Source organism: Metabacillus sp. SLBN-84 (assembly GCF_053629595.1).
In genome coordinates this window covers 322,002-339,905 of record NZ_JBRJIP010000001.1, presented here as the reverse complement: position 1 = coordinate 339,905, position 17,904 = coordinate 322,002, and the positions used below count along the sequence as shown (strand labels likewise).

The following is a 17,904-nucleotide window of genomic DNA, read 5'->3' as shown; positions in this document are numbered from 1 at the left end:
TTTTCCCTCCTAACTTGCTGTCTGAAAGCCCTTTATGGGCGTTATTCTATTCGAGTGCCGCAGCCCCGCCGACGATCTCCGTAATTTCCTGAGTGATCGCAGCCTGACGTGCACGGTTGTAAGAAAGAGTAAGACTGTTAATAAGTTCTTTTGCATTGTCTGTCGCATTTTTCATTGCCGTCATACGGGCAGCATGCTCAGAAGCCTTGCTGTCAAGTAACGCGCCGTAGATGAGACTTTCAGCATATTGTGGTAACAGTACTTCTAAGATCTCTTCTTTGGATGGTTCGAATTCATAAGATGTTTTCTTTGCTGATGACGCACCAAGATCAGTAAGAGGAAGAAGCTTTTTCTCTGTTACGTCCTGCTGGATGACACTTACAAAATGGTTGTAGTACACATAGATTTCGTCGAATGTGCCATCATTGAACATATTCACCGTATTTGCTGTAAGATCTTTTATCTCGGCAAATGACGTGTCATCTGCAATTCCTGTTACCTCAAGTGCGATCTGCACACCGCGTTTTTTGAAGAATTCGCGTCCGATCTTACCGATTGCGATAACAGCATATTCATCTTTAGACGAATGACGCTTTTGGATTGCCTGATGCACAGTACGCAGTACGTTACTGTTTAAGGCACCTGCAAGTCCGCGGTCAGACGTGATGACGAGATAAGCTGTTTTCTTCACAGGTCGGCTGACGAGCATCGGGTGGGATACATCCGTGCTGCCAAGTGCAATGCTTGCAACGACTTCTTGAATCTTATCCATGTAAGGTCCAAACGACTTTGCATTGTTTTCGGCACGGTTCAGCTTCGCTGCTGAAACCATCTCCATCGCCTTTGTAATCTGGCTCGTCTTCTTTGTTGAGGTGATTCTTGATTTAATGTCGCGTAATGATGCCAAAGGTTCTCACCACCTTTTTATAAAAATCAACCTGATCCATTTACGTGAAGATAAAGTATGAAGGCAAACCTTCATACTTTACCAAGTTTATTCAGAAATCGCGAATGTCTTTTTGAATGCTGTGATCGCAGACTGGAACTCACTGTCTTCAGGAAGATTGCCAGTTGTGCGGATGTGATCAAGCATTGCTTTGTTGTTTTGCTCGAGGAATGAGAAGTACTCTTCTTCAAAGCGTTTAATATCTTCAACTGGAATGTCATCCAGGAATCCTTTAGTCAATGCATAAAGAATGGCAACCTGCTTCTCAACTGCAAGCGGTTTGTTCAAGCCCTGTTTTAGAACTTCAACTGTACGCGCACCGCGGTTAAGTTTAGCCTGAGTCGCTTTATCAAGGTCAGAGCCGAACTGAGCGAATGCTTCAAGCTCACGGTATGAAGCAAGGTCAAGACGCAGTGTACCTGATACTTTTTTCATTGCTTTGATCTGAGCAGATCCTCCAACACGTGATACGGAAAGACCGGCGTTAACCGCTGGACGCACACCTGAGAAGAAAAGGTCAGACTGAAGGAAAATCTGTCCATCAGTGATGGAGATAACATTTGTCGGGATGTATGCAGATACATCGCCCGCCTGCGTTTCAATGAACGGAAGGGCTGTAAGTGAACCGGCACCTTTTGCATCACTGAGTTTTGCAGCACGCTCAAGAAGGCGTGAATGCAAGTAGAAAACGTCTCCAGGATATGCTTCACGGCCTGGAGGACGGCGAAGAAGCAAGGAAAGTTCACGGTATGCAGATGCCTGTTTTGTTAAGTCATCATACACAACAAGAACGTGCTTGCCATTGTACATGAAATGCTCACCCATTGTTACACCGGCATAAGGAGCTAAGAACAATAGCGGTGCAGGCTGTGAAGCAGATGCAGTAACAACGATTGTGTAATCTAATGCGCCATTTTTACGCAGTGTTTCTACTACGCCGCGGACAGTCGATTCTTTTTGTCCAATAGCAACATAGATACAGATCATGTTTTCGTCTTTTTGGTTAAGAATGGTATCGATGGCTACAGATGTTTTACCAGTCTGACGGTCACCGATGATAAGCTCACGCTGTCCGCGGCCAATCGGAATAAGAGCATCAATCGCTTTAATTCCTGTTTGAAGCGGTTCATGAACAGATTTACGATCCATAACGCCTGGAGCAGGGCTCTCAATTGGGCGTGTATGTTTTGTTTCGATTGGACCAAGGCCGTCAACAGGCTGTCCCAGAGAGTTTACAACGCGTCCGATCAGTTCCTCACCTACAGGAACCTCCATGATGCGTCCAGTGCGGCGCACTTCGTCGCCTTCACGGATGTCTGCGTATGGTCCGAGGATGATGATACCCACGTTGTTTGACTCAAGGTTTTGAGCCATACCCATTACGCCGTTTGAAAATTCAACAAGCTCTCCAGCCATGACATTGTCGAGGCCATGAGCACGGGCGATACCGTCACCAATCTGGATAACTGTACCTACATCACTAACTTTGATATCAGACTGATAGCTTTCAATTTGCTTTTTAATCAGTGCACTAATTTCTTCTGCTTTGATGCTCATGAGTTTCACCCCTATCTACGATCTTTTTGCAACTAATTGTCGCTCTATACGTTCAAGCTTACCGCTTATGCTTCCATCATAAATGCGATTGCCGATACGAAGCTTCACTCCGCCGATCAGATTCTGATCAATTACGTTTCTTAAACGAAGAGAAGATTTGCCGATTTTTTTGGCAAATGTATCAGACAGCGCTGTTAATTCATCCTGATCAAGCAGTCTTACAGAATAGACGATAGCATCCTTTGTGCCCCGCTCGTCGTTTGCAAGTTTCACAAAATGCTCGGCAAGATCAGGAATCACACTGATCCGCTGACGCTCAATCAATAGAAGAATCGTACTTAAAACAGGTTGAGATAAAGAAGCGAACGCTTCACTCATCATGGATTTTTTCTTTTCTAGCAGCACTTTTGGATGTGTAAGCACGTTCAGTAATTCAGGATTCTCTGACGTCACCTTCTGGATGACAAGCAGTTCCTCTTCAATCTGGTCAATCGTGCCGTTTTCCTTAGCGATTTGAAAAAGAGCCAATGCATAGCGAGCTGCAACTATTTCTTTACTCATCGACCTTCGCCTACCTCTTTGATATAATCGTGGATAAGCTTTTCTTGTTCTTTCTCATTCAATTCTTTTTCGATAACTTTTGTTGCAATTAATACAGAGAGTGATGCAACTTGCTCACGAAGAGCGGTAATAGCCTGCTCTTTTTCCGTAGCAATCTCCTGAATAGCGGCTTTTTTCATACGATCTGACTCAGCGCGGGCGGCAAGAAGAATTTCTTCTTTTTGCTGTTCGCCGATTTTCTTCGCGTTCTCTACCAAGCTCTGAGCTTCAGTACGAGCCTGCTTTAGCAGATCCTTTTGCTCTTCAACAAGTCTTTTCGCTTCCTGATGTGTTGATTCAGCAGAGCTAATTTCATCAGCAATGTATGTTTCACGCTGCTTCATAATATTCATAACAGGGCCAAACGCGTATTTTCTAAGCAAAGCCAGTAGAATCAGGAACATGACAAGCTGGAAAATGGCATCTCCTCCATTAAAAGTTCCTGCACTTGCTCCTAATACAAAATCCATTGATAACATAGCTCGGTTTCACTCCCTTCAAGAGTAGCATGATGGGTATGGCAAAAATCAAAGGCTTCTTTCAGCCTGAAATCATTAAAAATTGTTTACATAAAGGAAAGGCGAAGGTTCGCTATGAATGATCTTCGCCATTTTGGAACGTATTGTAAGCGCGGGATAATTATCTTCCCATTACGATGAATGCAATTACTACTGCGATGATTGGAATCGCCTCTACTAGTGCAACCCCGATAAACATTGTTGTTTGAAGCATGCTCTTCGCTTCCGGCTGGCGGGCCATCCCCTCAACTGTACGTGAAACGATAAGTCCGTTACCAATACCTGCACCAAGTGCGGCTAGTCCAATTGCAATTGCAGCTGCTAATAAACCCATTGTAAATGTCCTCCTTTTAATGTATGAAAAATGGTATTAAATGCTTTGTCCAAATGAATGAACTTTTATATTAATGGTCATGACTCACTTTGTGTGCCATATACACCATCGTTAACATAACAAATATAAACGCCTGAATTGAACCTACAAAGATACTGAATGCCTGCCATATCATCATTGGCACGGCAGCAATGGCTGTGCCAAGAATTCCGCTGCCAAATCCTTCTGCATATCCTGCTGTTGCAAGACCTGCAAGAAGCGTAAGCAGAATTTCACCGGCATAAATATTACCGTATAAACGAAGTCCGAGTGTAAGGGTGTTTGCAAATTCCTCTATGATTTTAAGAGGGAAAAGAAACGGGAGCGGTTTAAGAAAATCCTTGCCGTATTCCGCAGCACCCTTCATTTTGATGCCGTAATAATGCGTCAGTGCAACGACCATAACTGCGAGTGTTAATGTAATGATCGGATCGGCAGTAGGTGATTTCCACCATAGCTCATGCCCCACTACAATCGCAAAAGGCAGTCCCAGCATATTCGCTACGAAAATATACATAAATAATGCGATTCCAAGAGTCAGGAAACGGCCGCCTGTCTGCCAGTCCATCGTGCTTTTGATAATGTTGCGGACAAAGTCCACTATCCATTCTACAAAGTTCTGTGCACCTGTCGGCTTCATAGCAAGAGTGCGTGTACACAAAACCGCAATCAGGAAAACAATCAAACTGGCGATCGTTATCATTAAAACATTGGATAAATTGAAGTTAAGTCCTAGAAATTCAACTATAGGAGCACCGTGATCCAACTATATTCACCTCTCTTCCCGGTTAAATGCTGCATAAAAAAAATAATCTATCATAATAACAATATAGATTGTCATTAATCCAATAACCAAGCCTATTAGATGTACGTACTCGGGATATTGTGCTGAAATGAGCACACCAAAACCCGCAGCAGCCATCCGGGCAGCTGTCCCCAGAGATCTGATTTTCCGACCGTGCTCCATCGCCTGCGAGAACTGATGGTATTTGCGCACGAGAAGCCATAAACTGTAAAAACTGATGGCTGTTCCTACTATAAGACCAAGAAATACAGACTGATATCTCGTAAAGCCCCAGCCTAACACATAGATGGCAAGCAGAAAGAATATGTATTTGCGCTGCCTTTTAAATATCTGGTGCAAATCAAACATGAATGATTCAGTCTCCTGAAAAAAAGTGGTGGACAAGCTTGATCATGCCGGCAATTCCGGCTGCAAGGCCCAGTAAAAGGCCTATGATCATAAAAAGCGGTTCTGTATGGAAATAACGGTCGAGCCATCTTCCTGAAAAGATGCCAATTAGTGTTGAACCGACTAGCTGAGACAGAATGCCTGTCATAAGGGCCATTGCCTGCATGGGATGACGCTCTTTTTTGCGCATTCGACCGCCTCGCTAATAGATTAATAAAGGGTTTATCTGGGGATAGAAACGGGTAATTGAAAGCGGTATGAAAACCTTATCATTTACCCTCGTCTAGCATACAATAGGCTCTATTTAATGTCAATTGCTTTAAAACCAAAAACTTGACAATCAAAAAAGCCTATCACAAAAAGTTCACATTTACTCAGTTTCCCAGTTTTGTCTTGGGATTTTCTAAGATCAGGTCCGTTTCGAACGTGTCCTCCCTGTCCCCTTTTCTGGCAAAAACGACTGCTTTGTAAAGCCCGTCCTCAAGACCTAGATCCTTTTGTCTGAACGTCTTTTTAACCGCACCCTTCTGAAGATCCCTGCCCCAGTCCAGAAACGCAACAAACCTAAGAGTGTCTGGATCATAGAGCGCAATGCCCATTTCATCCGCGCCTCCCGGCAGGTACAGTTCATACTGATAGACTCCTGCAGAATCTCCGAATCCGAACTCAAAGCCCATCACCCGCGGGTAATCCGGTTCATCCACAACAAACAAGTACGGGAGTTCCCTGACCGTTTCGTCCGCTTCTGCTTTTATCCAGCCCTGATGCAGGCCTTTTTCCAGTTTGCTTGCATAGATATTCAACTTTACGTATATCTCTCTTTTTCCGCCGGCGGGAACTGTCACTTTTCCAGGCATATCCCACTGCACACCTTTTTTATAGAAAGGATACGAGAACGAATAGACGACTTCTTTGTCTGATTGATTATCAAGTGTCAGCTTTACCTTTTTCTGAATGCTTCCCCCGCCTTTTGCAATGACCTGGCCGAATGACAGTGTACCCGGATACATCAGCGCTTCTGTTTCAAGTGCTTTCATGACGTCTATTCGTCCGGCACCCTGTTCGATCGGCTGGTAATAATCCGCCTTTTTCCCGCTCAGAGGCCTGGACGAATTCATGAGGGCAGCCTTGATTTGCTCCGGTTTCCATTCCGGATGGGCCTGCTTAATCAGTGCAGCAGCACCTGCCACATGAGGGGCTGACATACTTGTACCTTGAAGGCTTAAGTACCCTTCAGGCACTGTACTGTCAATTGCTACTCCGGGGGCAACAACGTCAGGCTTGATTTCCCATGTGCGGGTAACAGGGCCCCTTGAACTGAAATCAGCCATCTGATCTGATTCGTTCCGGTAAACTGTTCGAATCACCGGTTTTTTGTCCAGTTGTTTTTTCAGCCACAAGCCGTCTTCCTTTGAAATGGAGACAACCGGAATGTTTGCCGGAAGTTCAAGGTTGCCCGCAAAGCTTCCTTTCATATTGTTATAAATCACAACCGCTTTTGCGCCGATCTTTTCAGCAAAAAGAGCTTTTTCGGTAAAGGTGATTTTCCCGCGCTCAACAAGCACTACTTTCCCTTTCATGTCTGGGGAATACTGATGTTCCTCGCCAATTCCGGCAAATACCATCTCTTCTCCCTGATGCAGCGTCCACTCTTTTGCACCCGCCATCTGAGTGACCGGTATTTCTTTCCTTGAACCACTTGCTGTGAGGTAGGGAATCCGCTGCGGAGGAGTTGAGGCGCCAACAGAAATGGCCTTGCTGGACGTCCCCGGTGAACCGACTGTCCAGACACCGGGACCGGAATTTCCGGTGGATACAACAGCTGTAATGCCGTGTTCTACCGCACGGTCAAGCGCAAGACTAGTCGGCCAGTCCGGTCCATTGACCATATTGCCGAGCGACAGATTCAGCACATCTACTTTGTCTTCAATCGCTTTTTCGATTGCCGCAATGACCTGTTCGCTTGTCCCGAATCCTCCCGGGCCAAGTGCGCGGTATGCAATGATTTCCGCTTCAGGCGCTACCCCTTTCAGCCTGCCGTTTGCCGCAATAATCCCTGCCACATGTGTGCCATGGAGAGTTTCTGTGCCGTCAGTCGCTTTCGTCTCCATTGGATCATCGTCACCGTCAATGATGTCTGTCCCGCCCGCATAGCTGCGGGATAAGTCCGGATGAGTGTAATCGATGCCTGTATCAATAATGCCTACTTTGACTCCCTCTCCTGTCAGGCGGTGCTGCTCAGAATCAAAGAGCCCCCTCACATCGTCACCGCCAATAAACGGCACACTTTCCTCAAGATCCACCCGATAAGACGCAACCGGACTGGCATGGATAATATGAGGATCCTTTTGGAGAGCGATTAAATCGTTATGGCTGCCTTCTAGCGAATAGCCGCTGAACACTTTTTTGAACGTTCGGCGGATTTTTACTCCAGGATAGTTTTCTTTGATTTTTTCAGAGAAGGCCTGCGCATGAGCTTTATCCACAATAATCATTACCGTTTCCGTGCGGTCGGGAGAAACGTCCGGTATGGCAGGCACATCCGGATAATTTACTGCACTTGTATGTATTGGAAAAATAGATGCTATGAGAAAAAAAGAGAGAATGAATTTCCTTGTCATCACCGTCACCTCTCTTTTATCCTTCTCAAACGGGTATAAAAAAATCCCCCTTGTGTAAGGAGGATTCGCGGTTCATATAAAAAGAATAACGTTATAAAGTTATCCTCGGCTAGCGGAAGCGCCTAGCTCCTCTGTCAGAACAAATCCGCCAAAAAAGGCGGGAACCGGACTTTTCTGACGGATTCTTATCTGCCTATAGGAGCGGGCCTTGGCGCTTCCGCTTTTGTCTCTACTTAGTTCCAAACATACGGTCTCCGGCATCACCGAGGCCAGGGACAATATATCCGTGATCATTTAATTTTTCATCAAGTGCCGCGATGTAGATGTCGACATCAGGATGAGCTTCTTTCACAATTTCAACGCCTTCAGGAGCTGCAATCAAGCACATGAACTTGATGTTCTTTGCGCCGCGTTTTTTCACGCTGTTAATCGCCTCTACCGCTGAGCCGCCAGTAGCAAGCATTGGATCGACGACGATGAACTCGCGCTCTTCTACGTCTGATGGAAGCTTTACGTAATATTCAACCGGTTTTAGCGTCTCCGGGTCACGGTATAGCCCTACATGTCCAACTTTTGCAGCCGGAATCAACTTAAGGATACCGTCTACCATTCCAAGACCGGCACGCAGAATTGGAACAATCGCAAGCTTTTTGCCTGCAAGCACCATGGATTTTGCCATCTGAACAGGTGTTTCAACCTCTACTTCTTCAAGAGGCATGTCTCTTGTGATTTCAAACATCATCAGGCTCGCCACTTCATCAACAAGCTCGCGAAACTCTTTCGTGCCTGTTTTCACATCGCGGATATATGTCAGTTTATGCTGAATAAGTGGATGATCAAACACGTAAACTTTGCCCATCAGCTCATCTCCTTTTCTAATACACTTCAATAGATTTTACAGAAAAAGAAGAACCGTTTCAAGGAGGATCGGAGATTTATTTTTATGGGTTTATATGGGATGCATCTTCACGGTGTTCCTGAACGGATGGAGACTGATGCTTGAACTATTGACAGCCTCTATCATTTGGCAGTGTTATCAATTGGGAAAGGAATTCTTATGGAGAGCCGCAATTTCATGTAATGGCAACTTTCATATAACATACACAAATTGAAAAACCCATCTATGTTAACATAAAGCTATTCTGGCTATACATTCACTTTATGGAGATGAACGATAGATGACAATCGGTATTATCATTCTGACAATTGCAATTAGTATGCTTAAAGTAATTCTTGCAAGTCCGCCAACCTTCGTTGTCGAATGGCTGCTCGGCAAATTTGCCCTTCATTCCAAGCTTAGTGAAGAGAGTGCCACTGTAACCCTCAGCGGAAAACGTTTGGAAGGCGAAGACAAAACTCAATTTATCCGCATGTTTAATGAAGCAACATTTTTTGATAAATATAATGAATATAATCTGCCTGCAAGCAATACGGGCACTCCTTTTATTATTAATACAAATACGGGTAAAAGAGGTGTAACGCTGTCTGTGTATATTTACAGCGGTCATGCAGATGTGTTCAAGCACGGAAAAAAGAAAACAGTGGCTTATAGCCTGCGGTCTGAGAGCCTGCAAGAATGTTGAATGCAGCAGCTGGAAATGGCCATATTTATGCTGCCGGCATCGTGTCAGGCAGCTTTTTTTGTTTATTATGCTTCATGTTGATCTCCTTCCATCAGTATCATGTTCACTAAAAGAAAAAGCCCCAAAGGCCATTCTCTTTTGGGACTTCTTTGCAGTAATTAATTCTGAAAGCTTGAAACCGATGTTCCCGGTCCGCTTGCCGGAGTTGTGTAGACGTGGTTTGAGCCGCTTTCCCATACAACGTTTCCACTTGCGTCTTTTTTAATAAACTTGAATTCGACTGAACGTCCGGACGGCACGCTTACGTCGTAGTACCAGCTAGGATATTTGGTGATAACCTGATTGTAGAATGGTCCGACTGCTTTTGCAGCATCCCAATTGCCAAGCTCGCTTACGTTTCCTACTATATAAATGGCCTGGCCGAGATTGGTGGAAGCACCGTTTACGATAAATCGAACGGATGACTGCTTGCCTGAAAGAACTTCAACTGGTCCGTACGCGCCGCTTGCCGCACCGCCTGATGTGACGACAGATACCTGGTAGTTTCCGGCTGAAGCTGTCGGGATTTTGACGGTGATTTCCGTATTGGACCATGAAACGACAGAGGCATTGACGGTTCCGAATTTCACAGTGCCTGCTGTGGATCCGAATGATTCTCCGCTGATGGTTACAGTCGTTCCAGGCGCTCCCATAACAGGACCGACCTGCCCGATAGATGGGGCTGCTGCGCTTCCATTAAAAGAATAAACAGCTGCTTCTCCAGGCGAGAGGTCAAAAGCTGATACCGCTCCTCCGCTTCCTACTGAAATGCTGCTTCCTCCCAGGAGTGCTGTGAGCTGATCAGTATATGTGCCTGCAGGCAGCGTTGATGTGAGGCCGCTGATGTTGTAAGATGCTGTTTTGCTTTTGTTGACCGCTGTTAAAACGACGTCTTTCCCGAATGTGCGTTCATAAACGTATACGTCATTATTAATCCACTTTTCTTTAGTTTTTCCATAGCCTAACGCCTGATTATTCTTGCGGAGAGCAGCAAGCTTACTGATAATCTGATAGGCTTTTGTTGTTTTATTGAAGGATGTTTGCTTTTTACGGTTGTTTGGATCGCCGTTTCCTGTCATGTACTGCTCTGTTCCATAGTAAATATTCGGTACACCGCGCGAGGTAAGCATAACAGCGAGGGCAAGGTCTGTATTTTTCACATCGGCTCCGTCAAAGTGGAAACGGTCCATATCATGATTATCAAGGAATGTTACTTGATCGGCGGTCTGCTCATACTTCGCCTCTGATTCTGCTATCATGGCATTAAAACCGTACCAGTTGTCAGAACCGTTGCGCAGCACCTGTCTCAGCTTCTGGCCGTAGCGGAAATCAAGCAGGGACATGCCTGTGCTGTTGGCAAAGTTGTAGTAGTTCTGATCGACTTCATTCTCTCCAAGGAACCATTCCCCGAAAGTGAACACCGGCTTGTGGCTGTAGATCGTCTCCATAAAGGTCTTCTGCCAGCCAAACGGCATGTGTTTCACAGCATCAACGCGGATCCCGTCGATTCCCATATCAAGCCACAACTTGACGGCATCTTTCATATACTTGTCGACAGTCGGATTCTGGTGATTAAAATCGGCCAGATCATAGAGATTTCGGTAGATCCCGTCTTCAATAGATGAAAAGTTCGTGCCGCCATTGTGATGAAACAGACCTTTCGTATCATTTGTATAGCCGCCGACAAGCGTGCCGTTATCATAAAGCTTTCCGTTTTCCATATAGGACGGTGTGTCCTCTGAAGCTGGCGATGTATGGTTCGGTGCGAAATCGATAATGACTTTTATTCCTTTCTGGTGTGCCGTGTTTATAAGTGTCTGAAACTCCTGCATCGTCCCGTAGAAAGGGTTTGTCTTTTTAAAATCCCGTCCCCAGTAACCGTGATAGGAAGTTGTTCCCGCCGCATCATTCAGTACGGTATAGACATTTTCAACAGGCTGGGAAATCCAGAGAGCGGTAATTCCGAGATCCGTGAAATAGCCGTCATTCAGTTTATTGATGATTCCCTGCCAGTCTCCCCCGCAGTATTTTCTGAGATTTGAACAGTCTGAGCTGAAAAGAGACCCTGTCGGATTGTTCGCCGGATTTCCATCAACGAAACGATCCGTCATAATTTGATAGATGACATCATTTGAGTAGTTGACCTTATTGTTTATGGAAGCGTTTGCATAATTGTCCGTAATAGGTCCAAAACTGCCTAATACCAGTGCTGCTGCAAAACCGAGACTTACTGCTTTTTTCAACATTTCCCCATCTCCCCTGATAGTAATAATAAGAATACGAGTCTTTACTGCCCTCCTTTTCCCAAAAATAAAACCCCGCTATTCATAAATGAATAACGGGGTTGTTGTCCGGAGACAATGCATGGCCCTCAAGTTAAGATGATCGCACTCGCTGTTTTTATCTATCCTGATCGTAATAAGTTTTCAGAATATACACAAACTTCTATTTTCCTATTTTCTAAAAATGAAAGTTGTGTCCATTTGCCTACTCTTTTTTGACACAGATTGACAATTTCATGAAATTCATAGACTTCTACCTGGTTAACGTTTAAAATCATCAAAGAGTGTTTTTTAAAAAGACAGACATGAGGTGAATGGAATTTTGAATTTGTGGGAGATTTTTGTTGCAGTTGTACTTGGCATTGTGGAAGGATTAACAGAGTTTGCACCGGTATCTTCTACTGGACATATGATTATATTTGATGATCTGCTGTTTCAGTCAAAAGACATTTTTGGCCCGGAAGTTGCCAATACCTTTAAAATTGTCATTCAGCTTGGTTCCATTTTAGCGGTTGTAATCATCTTCAAAGACAGATTTCTAAGCCTGCTTGGATTAAAGAAGGAAACGGAAGCAAGGAAAGAATCAAAACTGAAGCTGTCTCAGGTTATCATCGGTTTGCTGCCGGCAGCGGTCCTTGGCTTTCTGTTTGAAGATATCATCGACACGTACTTATTTACGATTAATTACGTGGTGTTAAGTTTGCTTGCTGGTGCCGTTTTAATGATTGTTGCCGACTTTGTTCAGAAACGCCGCACAATCACGACGAAAAGTGTGGACCAGATTACAAATAAACAGGCTCTAATTGTCGGTCTTGTACAGTGTATTGCATTATGGCCGGGATTTTCACGTTCCGGATCGACGATGTCTGCAGGCGTCATGCTCGGCATGAACCACAGAACAGCATCAGACTTCACGTTTATTATGGCCGTGCCGATTATGGCCGGAGCAAGCGGACTTTCCTTAATTAAAAACTGGGAGCACTTTTCTCTGGACGCCCTGCCGTTTTTCATTGCCGGATTTATCAGTGCATTCATTGTTGCACTCATTTCCATCCGTTTCTTCCTGGCTCTGATCAACAAAATAAAGCTTGTGCCGTTTGCGATTTACCGCATCGTGCTTGCAGCCGTTATATATTTCGTATTCTTGTAAAAGAGAAAGAGCAAATCCACGGGGATTTGCTCTTTTTGTATGGAAAAATCACACGTATAAATCGAATTTAGCTGTCAGAGATTCTACACGGTTTTTCGCTTCCTCAAGTTTCGTCTCATCTTCAGGGTTACTGAGGGCAAGCACCATAATAGAAGCAATCTCATCCATGTCCTTAAGACCGAAGCCTCTGCTTGTTACTGCAGCCGTTCCGATGCGCACGCCGCTTGTTACAAACGGGCTTTCAGGATCAAATGGAATCGTGTTTTTGTTAACTGTAATGCCGACATCATCAAGTACTTTCTCAGCCACTTTTCCAGTCAGGCCAAGTGAGCGGACATCAATCAGTATGAGGTGGTTGTCCGTTCCGTCAGATACGAGATTCAGACCCTGGCTTTTCAGACCTTCAGCCAGACGGTTGGCATTGGCAATGATGTTTGAAGCGTACGTTTTGAAATCTTCCTGCAGGACTTCTCCAAACGAAACAGCTTTTGCAGCGATCACATGCATGAGCGGTCCGCCCTGAATGCCAGGGAAGATGGATTTGTCGATTTTCTTAGCAAATTCTTCTTTGCAGAGAATCATGCCGCCGCGCGGACCGCGAAGCGTTTTATGAGTCGTTGTTGTCACAAAATCAGCGTAAGGGACAGGGTTTTCATGAAGGCCTGCAGCAACGAGGCCTGCAATGTGGGCCATATCGACCATAAAATAAGCGCCGACTTCATCTGCAATTTCACGGAACTTCTTGAAATCAATGGCACGCGGATAAGCACTCGCACCTGCTACAATCAGCTTCGGCTTGTGAAGGCGCGCTTTTTCAAGGACGTCTTCGTAATTGATGCGGTGTGTTTCTTTATCAACGCCGTACTCAACGAAATTGTACTGAACTCCGCTGAAGTTGACCGGGCTGCCGTGAGTTAAATGGCCGCCGTGTGAAAGGTTCATGCCAAGAACAGTATCCCCATGCTCAAGAATCGTGAAGTAAACAGCCATATTCGCCTGTGCGCCTGAATGAGGCTGAACATTCACATGCTCGGCACCGAAAATCTCCTTCGCGCGGTCTCTTGCAATGTTTTCCACAACATCTACGTGCTCACATCCGCCATAATAGCGGCGTCCAGGATAGCCTTCTGCATACTTGTTTGTTAACACAGAGCCCTGGGCTTCCATGACTGCTTCTGTTACAAAGTTTTCAGACGCGATCAGCTCAATTTTCGTGCGCTGGCGCTGCAGTTCATCCTGAATTGCTTCAAATACACTAGTATCCTGCTTGCTTAAATGTTTCATGCTAAGAATCCCCCTATCCAATTCAAACGATTTTGCTGACAGTTTCACATTTTCATTCATCTACATTGTACACGTTCAGAAAGAAGAATGTAATAGATTTATGCGTGATTTTCGTCTAATTGCGTTATTTTTGATAAAAAAGCACTAAAATAACGAATAAAACACATCTATATATATTTATCGTTCGTATTATGACGTGCATTGTTCATTCTCTTTTTTTGAAGCAGAATAGACCGCTCTCTCTCCGCCAATCAGCTTGGGACGGGTTTTCGCCATCGTCACATGGGCATGTCCGACTTGGTTTAAAGAGCTTCTCACCGGAACCGCCACATGCTTGAGGTGCATGCCGATAAAGGTATCACCTATATCTATTCCGCCGTCCGCCTTAATAAACTCAACAACGGCAGGATTTCTAAAAACTGAATAGGCGTATGTGGCCATTGCCCCTCCCGCTGAGCGGACAGGTGTAACCGTTACTTCATCAAGCCCGTATTTCTCAGCCGTTTCCCGCTCCACCACAAGGGCTCTGTTTAAATGTTCACAGCACTGAAAAGCGAGATGCACGCCAGTCCGCTCTTTAAAAGCCTCAAGCTCTGAAAAGATCATCTCTGCCACATCAGTGGTGCCTGCTGTACCAATCTTTTCGCCAATCACTTCACTCGTGCTGCAGCCGACCGCAAACACCATGCCGGGTCTGAAAGAGGACTGCTCCTCCAAGTCGGCAAGCATGGTTCCAAGCTGAACCTTCCACTCCTGAATGTCAGTCATTTTCTCTTCACCCTCAGAGCTTATTTTCAAACTCAGTGATTTTATTCACGCGGTTTTCATGCCGTCCGCCTTCAAACTCAGTTGTCAGCCAAATTTTCGCAATTTCACGTGCAAGTCCGGGCCCTATGACGCGCTCGCCCATCGCAAGCATGTTGCTGTTGTTGTGCTCACGCGTTGCCTTCGCACTGAACGTATCATGCACAAGCGCACAGCGTATGCCCTTCACTTTGTTGGCAGAAATGCTCATGCCGATACCAGTTCCGCAAATTAGAATGCCGCGGTCAAATTCCCCGCTTGCCACTTTTTCAGCAACAGGAAGTGCATAGTCAGGATAATCAACCGACGTTTCGCACTCACAGCCGAAATCTTCATATGGAATATTCATCTCGTCCATCAAGCTTTTTATTTCCTCGCGCAGTCTTAGACCGCCGTGATCAGATGCAATCGCAATTTTCATGAAAATACCCTCCACATTAATTAGTCTTTGAGCTTATCCATTAATCGTACAATCATCTTCTCCAAGTCTTCGCGTGTCATTCTGTATACCTCAAGCGACCCGCCGAACGGATCCATCACATCCCTGCGTGAATGCTCATCTTCGGCGGTAAATTCTGAAAGCGTAAACGTTTTTTCAATCGCCTGCGGATACCTTTCAAAAATCAGCTCTTTATGGCTTTCCGTCATCGTCAGAATGTACGTCGCCCACTTGATGTGCTCTTCGTCAAGCAGAGACGACTGATGACTGCAGGCGATGCCTTTTTCATCAAGCGCCTGTTTCGCAAAATGCGAGGCATCGCTGCCGTCGCTTGCAAACACACCGGCAGACTTAACGGACAGCTGCCTGTCTTCTTTCATATGATTCAACAATGCTTCAGCCATCGGGCTTCTGCATGTATTTCCCGTACAAACAAAAAGGATATTCGTCATTCGTGTTCCCCCTTTTCTGTTATTATAACCTGAAAAACGCCGGGAACATAGTGACCCGGCTCTAACAAAAGCGGAGGCGCCTTGGTCAGATCCGATAGACAGATAAGAATCCGACGGAAAAGTCCGGGTCCCGCCTTTTTTGGCGGATTTGTTCTGACAGAGGATCTAGGCGCTGGAGCTAGACGATGATGCCTTTGTCATGTTATAGACTAAATAATTTTCTGGTGAACAACAAAAAAAGCCCGTTTCCGGACCCTTCCCTACATCGGAAAAATAAGCTTCAGCCCAAAGCCGAGCAGAATACTGCCCCCAAGAGCTTCGCCGTATGTACCAAGCCAGGTTTGAACGCGTCTCCCAATCAGCAGGCCGGTCCACGTGAGAAGCATGCTCACAACACCAAACATCAAAATGGTCAAAAGCGTCCTCGCCCCATAAATCCCAAGCGTCAGGCCAACTGAAAAACTGTCGAGGCTGACACTGAGCGCGAAAAAAAGTAAGCCGAATCCAACTGGAGTGATCAATGATTCTTGGTCCTTTTTAAATGAGGCAAGAATCATCTGGACCCCAAGAATGATAAGCAGTGCCCCGCCTGCAAGCGAAGCTATATGGCCGAAAGTTCCTGAAAGGACTTTGCCGATCCACATGCCGGCGAGCGGCATCCATATATGAAACAGGCCGATTGTCAGGCCAATATAAAAAATCTGCCGAAGCCTGAGTTTGATCATCCCCATGCCAAGTCCGACCGAAAATGCATCCATTCCAAGCGCAAATGCCATCATAAATAACGTAATCAGTTCGCCAATCAATGCTTCCAGATTCATATACAAGCCTCCCCGGACACGCCTCAATCAAACTTATGCATGTCCGGGAAGGCTTAGAACATTTCAATTTTCCGGTTTGGACAATTCGTCCTATTCTTTTATTAAACGGTGGCCAGCCGCCTTCATAAGCCTGTTCATCACTGCCTGGCCGACACCGGCCGACGAAAAACTTTCGCTGAAAATACAGTCTACATCCGTTTCATTAAATGCCCTCAGAACGTCATATAGCTCTGAAGCGACTGTCTGCATGTCCTCTCTGCTTCCGCAGGAAAGGACGACGTCGGCCTCATAGCTACCTGCCGTTTCTGCTGCAGAGAGAACGCCGACTTTTTTCCCTTCGCTTTTTGCCTCGCTGATTAATTTCTGAAGGAAGGAAGGTGTGCCGTCAACAATCGTCATCGGTGCAGCGGGGGCATAGTGTGTATATTTCATTCCCGGTGATTTTGGCGCCTGGTTCTCGTCAACCAGCGCCTGGTCAACGGTGACTTCTCCAATCAGTGTTTCAAGCTGTTCCTTTGTGACGCCGCCCGGTCTCAGGATGACAGGGATTTGCTGCGTGCAGTCCAAAACGGTGGATTCCACGCCTACGCCTGTTGATCCGCCGTCTACTATTCCCGCAATTCTTCCATTTAAATCATCAAAAACATGCGACGCCCGTGTCGGGCTTGGTTTTCCCGAGAGATTCGCACTCGGTGCTGCTACCGGGAGATTCGCTTCCTTTATAAGAGCAAGCGCAAGCGGATGATCCGGCATTCTCACAGCCACTGTATCAAGTCCGGCTGTTACACGGTCTGACAAACCGGGTTTTTTGGGCAATACAAATGTAATTGGCCCCGGCCAAAGAGCGTGAATCAGTTTATCCACATAAGCAGGCACATGCGCTGCAATCTCATGCAGCTGTTCAATGGATGCAATGTGGACAATCAGGGGATTATCACTAGGTCTGCCTTTAGCCTCATAGATCTTACCCACAGCTTCGTCCGATTTTGCGTTGGCACCAAGGCCGTAAACCGTCTCCGTAGGAAAAGCAACAACCTCATTTTCCCTTAATTGTGCTGCTGCCTGTGCAATTTGTGGATAACTTGAAGATAAATCCTCCAAATTATCCACAATCCAAACATTTGTCTTCATTTTCCTTACTCTCCTGTCTAACATGTGAATAACTTTGTATTTCCCGCACTTTTCATTCATTCCTCATGAAAGTATAAAAGAACCCCTAAAAGAATACAAGCCTTATCCACAA

At 45.5% G+C, this 17,904-nt stretch carries 19 protein-coding genes; 2 read left to right on the top strand and 17 right to left on the bottom strand.

The window, feature by feature from the left end:
• Positions 1-46 precede the first annotated feature (46 nt).
• The 10 genes from atpG to upp form a co-directional block, all read right to left on the bottom strand.
• Positions 47-907, bottom strand: coding sequence for an ATP synthase F1 subunit gamma (atpG, locus tag RKD52_RS01680; protein WP_454098404.1), 861 nt, complete (start codon positions 905-907; stop codon positions 47-49).
• 87 nt (positions 908-994) lie between these two features.
• Complete coding sequence (gene atpA, locus RKD52_RS01675) at positions 995-2,503, bottom strand: F0F1 ATP synthase subunit alpha (protein WP_454098403.1); 1,509 nt, start codon at positions 2,501-2,503, stop codon at positions 995-997.
• 15 nt (positions 2,504-2,518) lie between these two features.
• Positions 2,519-3,064, bottom strand: a complete 546-nt coding sequence (locus RKD52_RS01670; protein WP_454098402.1) for a F0F1 ATP synthase subunit delta — start codon at positions 3,062-3,064, stop codon at positions 2,519-2,521.
• The gene (atpF, locus tag RKD52_RS01665) at positions 3,061-3,582 is read right to left on the bottom strand and encodes a F0F1 ATP synthase subunit B (RefSeq protein WP_454098401.1); all 522 of its coding nucleotides are present in this window, start codon (positions 3,580-3,582) and stop codon (positions 3,061-3,063) included. The genes RKD52_RS01670 and atpF overlap by 4 nt, the downstream gene beginning before the upstream one ends.
• 160 nt (positions 3,583-3,742) lie before the next feature.
• Positions 3,743-3,955 (bottom strand): F0F1 ATP synthase subunit C, encoded by a 213-nt coding sequence (gene atpE / locus RKD52_RS01660; protein WP_454098400.1) that lies wholly within the window; start codon positions 3,953-3,955, stop codon positions 3,743-3,745.
• Positions 3,956-4,025: 70 nt separating this feature from the next.
• Positions 4,026-4,760 carry a F0F1 ATP synthase subunit A gene (atpB, locus tag RKD52_RS01655; protein WP_454098399.1) on the bottom strand — a complete coding sequence of 245 codons (735 nt, stop codon included), beginning with the start codon at positions 4,758-4,760 and terminating at the stop codon, positions 4,026-4,028.
• A gap of 6 nt (positions 4,761-4,766) precedes the next feature.
• Positions 4,767-5,147 (bottom strand): ATP synthase subunit I, encoded by a 381-nt coding sequence (locus RKD52_RS01650; protein WP_454098398.1) that lies wholly within the window; start codon positions 5,145-5,147, stop codon positions 4,767-4,769.
• 7 nt (positions 5,148-5,154) lie between these two features.
• On the bottom strand, positions 5,155-5,376 hold the full coding sequence (locus tag RKD52_RS01645; protein WP_454098397.1) for an AtpZ/AtpI family protein: 222 nt from the start codon (positions 5,374-5,376) through the stop codon (positions 5,155-5,157).
• A 184-nt stretch (positions 5,377-5,560) separates the two neighbouring features.
• On the bottom strand, positions 5,561-7,807 hold the full coding sequence (locus RKD52_RS01640) for a S8 family serine peptidase (RefSeq protein WP_454098396.1): 2,247 nt from the start codon (positions 7,805-7,807) through the stop codon (positions 5,561-5,563).
• 229 nt (positions 7,808-8,036) lie between these two features.
• Positions 8,037-8,666 (bottom strand): uracil phosphoribosyltransferase, encoded by a 630-nt coding sequence (gene upp / locus RKD52_RS01635; RefSeq protein WP_369735102.1) that lies wholly within the window; start codon positions 8,664-8,666, stop codon positions 8,037-8,039.
• A 319-nt stretch (positions 8,667-8,985) separates the two neighbouring features.
• On the opposite strand from upp, the gene RKD52_RS01630 reads away from it, so the two are divergent.
• On the top strand, positions 8,986-9,390 hold the full coding sequence (locus RKD52_RS01630; RefSeq protein WP_454098395.1) for a YfmQ family protein: 405 nt from the start codon (positions 8,986-8,988) through the stop codon (positions 9,388-9,390).
• A 158-nt stretch (positions 9,391-9,548) separates the two neighbouring features.
• Here the strand turns inward: RKD52_RS01630 and RKD52_RS01625 are convergent, their stop codons facing one another.
• A complete protein-coding gene (locus RKD52_RS01625; RefSeq protein ID WP_454098394.1) occupies positions 9,549-11,675 on the bottom strand; it encodes an alpha-amylase family glycosyl hydrolase in 2,127 nt (708 codons plus the stop codon).
• A gap of 364 nt (positions 11,676-12,039) precedes the next feature.
• Between RKD52_RS01625 and RKD52_RS01620 the strand changes: the two genes are divergently transcribed.
• Positions 12,040-12,861 (top strand): undecaprenyl-diphosphate phosphatase, encoded by an 822-nt coding sequence (locus tag RKD52_RS01620; protein ID WP_454101118.1) that lies wholly within the window; start codon positions 12,040-12,042, stop codon positions 12,859-12,861.
• Between the two features lie 48 nt (positions 12,862-12,909).
• Here RKD52_RS01620 and RKD52_RS01615 read toward each other — a convergent pair whose 3' ends face one another.
• From RKD52_RS01615 to RKD52_RS01590, 6 genes are all read right to left on the bottom strand, one after another.
• Positions 12,910-14,145, bottom strand: coding sequence for a serine hydroxymethyltransferase (locus tag RKD52_RS01615; protein ID WP_454098393.1), 1,236 nt, complete (start codon positions 14,143-14,145; stop codon positions 12,910-12,912).
• A 189-nt stretch (positions 14,146-14,334) separates the two neighbouring features.
• Positions 14,335-14,913 (bottom strand): TIGR01440 family protein, encoded by a 579-nt coding sequence (locus RKD52_RS01610; RefSeq protein WP_454098392.1) that lies wholly within the window; start codon positions 14,911-14,913, stop codon positions 14,335-14,337.
• 13 nt (positions 14,914-14,926) lie between these two features.
• On the bottom strand, positions 14,927-15,370 hold the full coding sequence (gene rpiB, locus RKD52_RS01605) for a ribose 5-phosphate isomerase B (protein WP_369735097.1): 444 nt from the start codon (positions 15,368-15,370) through the stop codon (positions 14,927-14,929).
• 20 nt (positions 15,371-15,390) lie between these two features.
• Complete coding sequence (locus tag RKD52_RS01600) at positions 15,391-15,840, bottom strand: low molecular weight protein arginine phosphatase (protein WP_454098391.1); 450 nt, start codon at positions 15,838-15,840, stop codon at positions 15,391-15,393.
• Between the two features lie 260 nt (positions 15,841-16,100).
• Positions 16,101-16,661: a manganese efflux pump MntP gene (locus tag RKD52_RS01595; RefSeq protein WP_454098390.1), complete on the bottom strand. Its 561-nt coding sequence runs from the start codon at positions 16,659-16,661 to the stop codon at positions 16,101-16,103.
• Between the two features lie 90 nt (positions 16,662-16,751).
• Positions 16,752-17,792, bottom strand: a complete 1,041-nt coding sequence (locus tag RKD52_RS01590; RefSeq protein WP_454098389.1) for an L-threonylcarbamoyladenylate synthase — start codon at positions 17,790-17,792, stop codon at positions 16,752-16,754.
• Positions 17,793-17,904: the final 112 nt, after the last annotated feature.